Consider the following 6,060-nt stretch of genomic DNA (forward strand, 5'->3'; position numbering starts at 1 on the left):
CTGCCCAGCATCAGACAGGGTAGATCGTCGGCGGCGTCAGAGGTTTATAAGAGACAGGTCTATGGCCATCTCAGCCGCATCGACGTGGCCAGCGGCGACGCGGTCACGCCCGGCCAGCGCATCGGCCTGGTCGGCTCCACCGGCTATTCCACCGGTCCCCACCTTCATTTCGAGGTCCGCCGCAACGGCGGCCAGGTGAACCCGACCAAGGTCATGGGCCGACATTTCGACGTGGCGGTGAAGGCCAAGGCCTGAGCCTGAGCAATCCGTTGCGACGCGGGCCGAGATCGTCCTAACCTCCCCCTTCTGTGGAGGGACTGGACATGAACAGATTTGTCGCCGCCGTCGTCGCGGCCGCCTTGTCAGCCGCCCCCATCGCCGCCTCGGCCCAGAACTACAACCGCTACAGCGACGCGGCGGCCCAGTCCGAACTGTCCCGCATCGCCGATGTCGAGATGGCGGTGATGGTTCCGATGCGGGACGGGGTGGGCCTGGCGACCAACATCTATCGGCCCAAGGCCGCCAAGGGCCCCCTGCCCACCGTCTTCGTCAGAACGCCCTATAACGAACTGGCGTACAACGCCCGCTCGACGCGCAGCGCCCTGACCTGGGTCAGCCGGGGCTATGCCCTGGTGATGCAGAACGAACGGGGCCGCTACTTCTCGCAGGGCGATTACGAGATCCTGGGCTATCCCCAGACCGATGGCTATGACGCCCTGACCTGGATCGCGGCCCAGCCCTGGTCGAACGGCAAGGTCGGCACCCTAGGCTGCTCCTCCTCGGCCGAGTGGCAGTTGGCCCTGGCCGCCCAGAACCACCCGGCCCACGCCGCCATGGCGCCCCAGGCGTCCGGCGCGGGCATCGGCAAGGTCGGCCGGTTCCAGGAACAGGGCAACTGGTACACGGGCGGCGTGCCCCGCAACCTGTTCTTCGTCTGGCTGTACGGCGTGGACAATCCGCAGCGGGCCCAGATCCCCGGCGATATCGATCAGGAAACCCGCGCCCGGATCGTCCGCTACAACGACCTGGACGCCGAGAAGCCGGACGTGAACTGGCCCAGCCAGATCCGCCACCTGCCCGTCAACGAGATGCTGAAGGATCTGGGCGAACCGCCGGCGACGTTCGAGGAACTGATCGCGCGCACGCCGAACGATCCCGCCTGGCGCGAAGGGGGCCTGTATCACGACGACATGGGCTGGGGCGTGCCGTCGCTGTGGTTCAACAGCTGGTACGACGTCTCCATCGGCCCGAACATGGAGTTGTTCAACCACGCCCGTTCCACCACCCAGGACCGCGAGGCGGCCGAGAACCAGTATGTCGTCGTCGGACCGAACAACCACTGCGCCTTCGGCGGCCTGGGTCCGAACTTCCGCTCGGGCGACCGGGACCTGGGCGACGCCAGTTTCGACAGCGACGCCCTGGTCGCCGCCTGGTTCGACCGCTGGCTGAAGGGCGAGGCCCGCGCCTTCCCGGCCACGACCCCGCACGTCCAGTATTTCAACATGGGCGAGAACAGGTGGCGCACCGCCGCCCAGTGGCCGCCGCAGGGCGTCGAGACGGTGCGGATGTATCTGCGCTCGGGCGGCGAGGCCAACAGCCTGAACGGCGACGGCCGCCTCAGCCTGGAGGCGCCGCCCGTCGGCGAAGCGGCCGACCGCTATCGCTATGACCCGATGAACCCGGTCCAGACCATCGGCGGCGGCGACTGCTGCAACGGCGGCCTGGTCACGGCCGGCGCCTTCGACCAGCGCCCGATCGAGGCGCGCAACGACGTGCTGGTCTATACGTCCGAGCCGTTGACCGCGCCGATGCAGGTGACCGGCTTCATCGATGCGGTGCTGAAAGTCTCGTCGTCGGCGCAGGACACCGACTTCGCCGTCAAACTGGTGGACGTGGCGCCGGACGGGACGGCCTATATCCTGGGCGACACCATCATGCGGGCCCGCTATCGCGACGGCTATGCCCGGCCGACGCCCCTGGTCCCCGGTCAGGTGGCGACGGTGCAGCCCACGCCGATGACGGTCAGCAACACCTTCCAGCCGGGCCATCGCATCCGCGTGGAAGTGACCAGCTCCAACTTCCCGAAATTCGTCCGCAACCTTAATACGGGCGGCCCGAACGAGACGGAAACCCAGGGCGTGATCGCAGACAACGCCCTCCACCACGCGGGAGAGAACGCCTCCTATATCGACCTGCCCGTCCTGAAGTAGGGGCGCGACGCCGAAGCGGCTGGCCTGAACCGCTTCGGCCTTGCTAGGCTGACTGCAACTGTGGGGGGAGACGAGATGACGGCGGCGTTGACGCTGGAGAGCGTAAGCAAGCGGTATGGCGGGTTCGACGCCGTGCGCGATCTCAGTTTTCAGGTGCCCAAGGGCTCGATCTGCGGCTTTCTGGGCCCGAACGGGGCGGGCAAGACCTCGACCCTGCGGATGATCCTGGGGCTGCAGGAGGCGACCGCGGGGCGGATCGATATCCTGGGCGCGCCCAATGGGCGGCTCGTGCGTGACCGGATCGGCTTCCTGCCCGAGGAGCGCGGCCTCTACAAGAAGATGACCCCGGTCGAGGCCATCGCCTTCTTCGGCGCCCTGAAGGGCCTGCCCATGAACGAGGGCAAGAAGCGCGCGAAACTCTTGCTGGAGCAGCAGGGCCTGGGCGCGGCGCAGAAGAAGAAGATGAAGGAGCTGTCCAAGGGGATGGCCCAGAAGGTCCAGCTGATCGCCGCCGTGGTCCACAAGCCCGAGTTCGTCATCCTGGACGAGCCCTTCTCGGGCCTGGACCCGATGAACCAGCAGGGACTCGAAGAGATGATCCGGGGGCTGGCGGCGGACGGGGCCACCGTCCTGTTCTCGACCCATGTGATGCAGCACGCCGAACGGCTGTGCGACAAGGTCGTGCTGCTGGCCCGGGGCAAGAAGGCGTTCGAGGGTTCGGTGGACGAGGCCAAGGCCACCTCGCCGCGCTTTCTTGATCTGGACGGCGCCATCACGCCCGAGGCTGCGGCGGCCCTGCCCGGCGTGGCGGGGGTCGAGACCCTGTCCGACACGGACGGGGTGCGACGGCTGAAGATCGCCCTGGCGCCCGGCGCCGGCGGCCAGGAGACGCTGAAGGCGGCCTTCCTGAACGGGCTGGACGTGCGCGGCTTCGCCCTGAAGGAGCCGACGCTGCACGACGCCTTCATCGGCCTGACCGGGGACAATCCCGATCAAGCCGTCACCCTTTCGGAGGCGGTCCAATGAAGCGCACCCTGCTGATCGCCCGGCGCGAATATGTCGCCTACGCCAAGACCGTGGGCTTCTGGCTGTCGCTGCTGGCCTTGCCGTTGTTCGCCGTGCTGGGCGGCGGCATTCCCCTGCTGATCCAGTCGGCCGAACCGATCAAGGCCGTGGCCGTCGTCGAGGACGGTCCGACCGCCACGGGCCTGGCCGCCGCCGTGCGCGCCTCGCTCCAGTCCGATCTGGACCGTCAGAACGAGCGTCTGCGCGAAGCCGCCGAAAAGGGACAGGCCGGCGCCGGCCGCGCCGTCGCCTCCATCAGCGGTCCCAAGATCCGCCTGGTCGCCCCGCCGCCCGCCATCGCCGAGGCGACCGGCCCGGCCCGCGACGCCGCCATCAAGACGGCCCTGGACAAGGAGACGCCCAAGGACCGCCGCCTGGACGCGGTCGTCTTCCTGAGCCGCGTCGACGGCAAGCCCGCCGCCCAGGTCTGGACCGGCCGCGCCAACGACAACGACGTCTCCGGCTTCATTCGCGGCGCCCTGCGCGACGCCCGCCGCACCGAACTGCTGACCGCCGCCGGGGTCGCCCCGGCCGTGGCCCAGGAGGTGCAGAGCTTCCGCCCCGAGGTGAAGGCCTTCTCGCCCAACGCCGCCAGCGGAGGCGAGGTCTCGATGCGCGACCGCATCCCCTCCTTCATCGGCCTGGCCGCCGGCTTCCTGCTATGGTCCCTGGTCATCACCGGGGCCTCCATCCTGCTGAACAGCGTGATGGAGGAGAAGTCGAACAAGATCCTGGAGGTCCTGCTGTCGTCGGCCTCGGCGACCGAAATCCTGACCGGCAAGGTGCTGGGCGTGGCGATGCTGACCCTGAGCGTGCTGGTGGTCTGGGGCGGGATCGGAACGTTCGGCCTGCTGTCCGCCTCGCCCCAGACGGCGGCGACGGTCGGACAGGTGCTGATGCACGACGGCCTGGTCTTCTATTTCATCGCCTATATGGTCGGCGGCTATCTGATGTACGCGGTGCTGTTCGCGGCCATCGGCGCCTTCTGCGAGACGCCGCGCGACGCCCAGACCCTGATGGGACCGATCATGATGATCCTGGTCGTGCCCATGCTGGTCATGCAGATGGCCCTGACCAGTCCCGACGCGCCGGTGGTCAAGGTCCTGTCGTGGATTCCCTTCTTCACCCCCTTCCTGATGAGCGCCCGCGCGCCCAGCGATCCGCCTCTGGTCGAGATCGTCCTGACCCTGATCGGCATGTTCGCCACCGCCGCCCTGATGGTCTGGATCGCCGGCCGCGCCTTCCGGGCCGGCGCCCTGTCGGACGTCAAACTGAGCTGGAAGACCTTCGGCCGGGCGATCACCGGCCGGGGATGAGGGCGAGACGCGGTCTCCTCCCCGCTTCGCAGGGAGGAGACAAAGAAAAAGGCCGCCTCCTTGCGGAGGCGGCCTCGAATCTTTTGGCCTGAGCCTTAGCGGCTGCCGCCAGCGGCGCCGGGGCCGGGAACCCGCGGCTTCGGCGGGGGCAGCAGACCTTCGCGCTGAGCGCGCTTGCGGGCCAGCTTACGGGCGCGGCGGACAGCTTCGGCCTTTTGACGGGCGCGCTTTTCCGACGGCTTTTCGTAATGCACGTGGCGCTTCATTTCACGGAAGCTGCCTTCGCGTTGCATCTTCTTCTTGAGGGCTTTCAGCGCTTGATCGACGTTATTATCGCGAACGAAAATCTGTACCAGGTTGAACTCTCCTTTGGCCGCCCGCCGCGTCCTGTGAGGGAGACGGGCGAACAAAATAAAATTGTCTTCCGAAAGTCGGGCTCCCGGATGAAGGCGCGCTGATACACGAGCCGCCCCATTCTGTCCAGTTCGTCGCAACCATTCTTCGAGGCTCGAAAGCCCGATGAGACGGGCGTATGATCCGCCCATGACACAGAACGACGATTGGGCCGACCGGACCGAACAGACCGTGCTGGATGCGGCCGTCGCGCGCGCCCCCGCCCTGGGCTGGAACGCCCGTCTGGTGCGGGAAGCCTGCGAGGCCTGCGGCCTGTCGCGCGGCGACGAGGAACTGCTTCTGCCCAATGGCGCGCGCGATCTGGCCGCCCTGCTCTCGCGCCGCCATGACGCCCGTGCGCTTGAGGCCCTGGCCGTAGTCGACGCCAAGTCCTTGAAGATACGTGAGAGAATCGCCCGCGCCGTGTCCGAGCGGATGGAGGCCGGCGCCGCCGACCTGGAGGCGACCCGTCGCTGCGCCGCCTTCCTGGCCTTGCCGACCAACGCCGACCTGGGGCTGAAACTGGCCTGGGAGAGCGCCGACCACCTGTGGCGCTGGGCTGGCGACGAGACCACGGACTGGAACCACTATTCCAAGCGCACCATCCTGTCGGGCATCCTGATCCCCGCCCTGACGATGCGCTGGTTCGACGGTCGCGCGCCGGCCGAGGCCTTCGTCGCCCGCCGAATCGAAAACGTCATGGCCTTCGAGAAATGGAAGGCCGGCAAGGATTTCGAGGCGCCGTTCCGCAGGGTGAGCGACGCCCTGAGTCGGATGCGCTACGGGGCGAAGGACCAGCCCGCGTCCTGATTCGCGCGTCGGCCGCGCCAAAGCCGCCAGCCCCCGCCCCACAGCAAAACGGCCCCCGGATCGCTCCGGGGGCCGTTCTGTTACGCGACGACATCCGTCTGGCCTCAAGTAGCGCGTGAGCGCGTTAGGCCAAAAGAATGATTACTCGATGATCTTGGCGACGACGCCGGCGCCGACGGTGCGGCCGCCTTCACGGATGGCGAAGCGCAGGCCCTGGTCCATGGCGATCGGGGTGATCAGTTCGACGTTCAGCTCGGCGTTGTCGC

General features: G+C 67.8%; 6 protein-coding genes and 1 pseudogene. 5 read left to right on the top strand and 2 right to left on the bottom strand.

What is annotated here, in order from left to right; all coding sequences use genetic code 11:
• The 4 genes from ER13_RS15475 to ER13_RS15490 form a co-directional block, all read left to right on the top strand.
• The coding region (locus ER13_RS15475; protein ID WP_035310675.1) for a M23 family metallopeptidase at positions 1-255 on the top strand (255 nt) is incomplete at its 5' end.
• A 68-nt stretch (positions 256-323) separates the two neighbouring features.
• A complete protein-coding gene (locus tag ER13_RS15480) occupies positions 324-2,210 on the top strand; it encodes a CocE/NonD family hydrolase (protein WP_035310677.1) in 1,887 nt (628 codons plus the stop codon).
• Positions 2,211-2,285: 75 nt separating this feature from the next.
• Positions 2,286-3,236: an ABC transporter ATP-binding protein gene (locus tag ER13_RS15485; protein WP_035310679.1), complete on the top strand. Its 951-nt coding sequence runs from the start codon at positions 2,286-2,288 to the stop codon at positions 3,234-3,236.
• On the top strand, positions 3,233-4,591 hold the full coding sequence (locus ER13_RS15490) for an ABC transporter permease (RefSeq protein WP_008260990.1): 1,359 nt from the start codon (positions 3,233-3,235) through the stop codon (positions 4,589-4,591). Before ER13_RS15485 ends, ER13_RS15490 begins: the two co-directional genes overlap by 4 nt.
• A 95-nt stretch (positions 4,592-4,686) precedes the next feature.
• On the opposite strand, the gene rpsU is transcribed toward ER13_RS15490, so the two are convergent.
• The gene (gene rpsU / locus ER13_RS15495) at positions 4,687-4,947 is read right to left on the bottom strand and encodes a 30S ribosomal protein S21 (RefSeq protein WP_035310689.1); all 261 of its coding nucleotides are present in this window, start codon (positions 4,945-4,947) and stop codon (positions 4,687-4,689) included.
• A 187-nt stretch (positions 4,948-5,134) separates the two neighbouring features.
• Here rpsU and ER13_RS15500 point away from each other — a divergent pair, with 187 nt between their 5' ends.
• Positions 5,135-5,794, top strand: a complete 660-nt coding sequence (locus ER13_RS15500; protein ID WP_035310687.1) for a COQ9 family protein — start codon at positions 5,135-5,137, stop codon at positions 5,792-5,794.
• A 141-nt stretch (positions 5,795-5,935) separates the two neighbouring features.
• On the opposite strand, the pseudogene tuf reads toward ER13_RS15500, so the two are convergent.
• A pseudogene (gene tuf, locus ER13_RS18055) lies at positions 5,936-6,060 on the bottom strand (elongation factor Tu); the annotation flags it as partial.

It is taken from the genome of Brevundimonas sp. EAKA, from assembly GCF_000698025.1.
Lineage (GTDB): Bacteria > Pseudomonadota > Alphaproteobacteria > Caulobacterales > Caulobacteraceae > Brevundimonas > Brevundimonas mediterranea_A.

Coding starts and splice junctions, on each gene's coding strand:
- ER13_RS15480 (WP_035310677.1), top strand. CDS start 324: ATGAACAGATTTGTCGCCGCCGTCGTCGCGGCCGCCTTGTCAGCCGCC.
- ER13_RS15485 (WP_035310679.1), top strand. CDS start 2,286: ATGACGGCGGCGTTGACGCTGGAGAGCGTAAGCAAGCGGTATGGCGGG.
- ER13_RS15490 (WP_008260990.1), top strand. CDS start 3,233: ATGAAGCGCACCCTGCTGATCGCCCGGCGCGAATATGTCGCCTACGCC.
- ER13_RS15500 (WP_035310687.1), top strand. CDS start 5,135: ATGACACAGAACGACGATTGGGCCGACCGGACCGAACAGACCGTGCTG.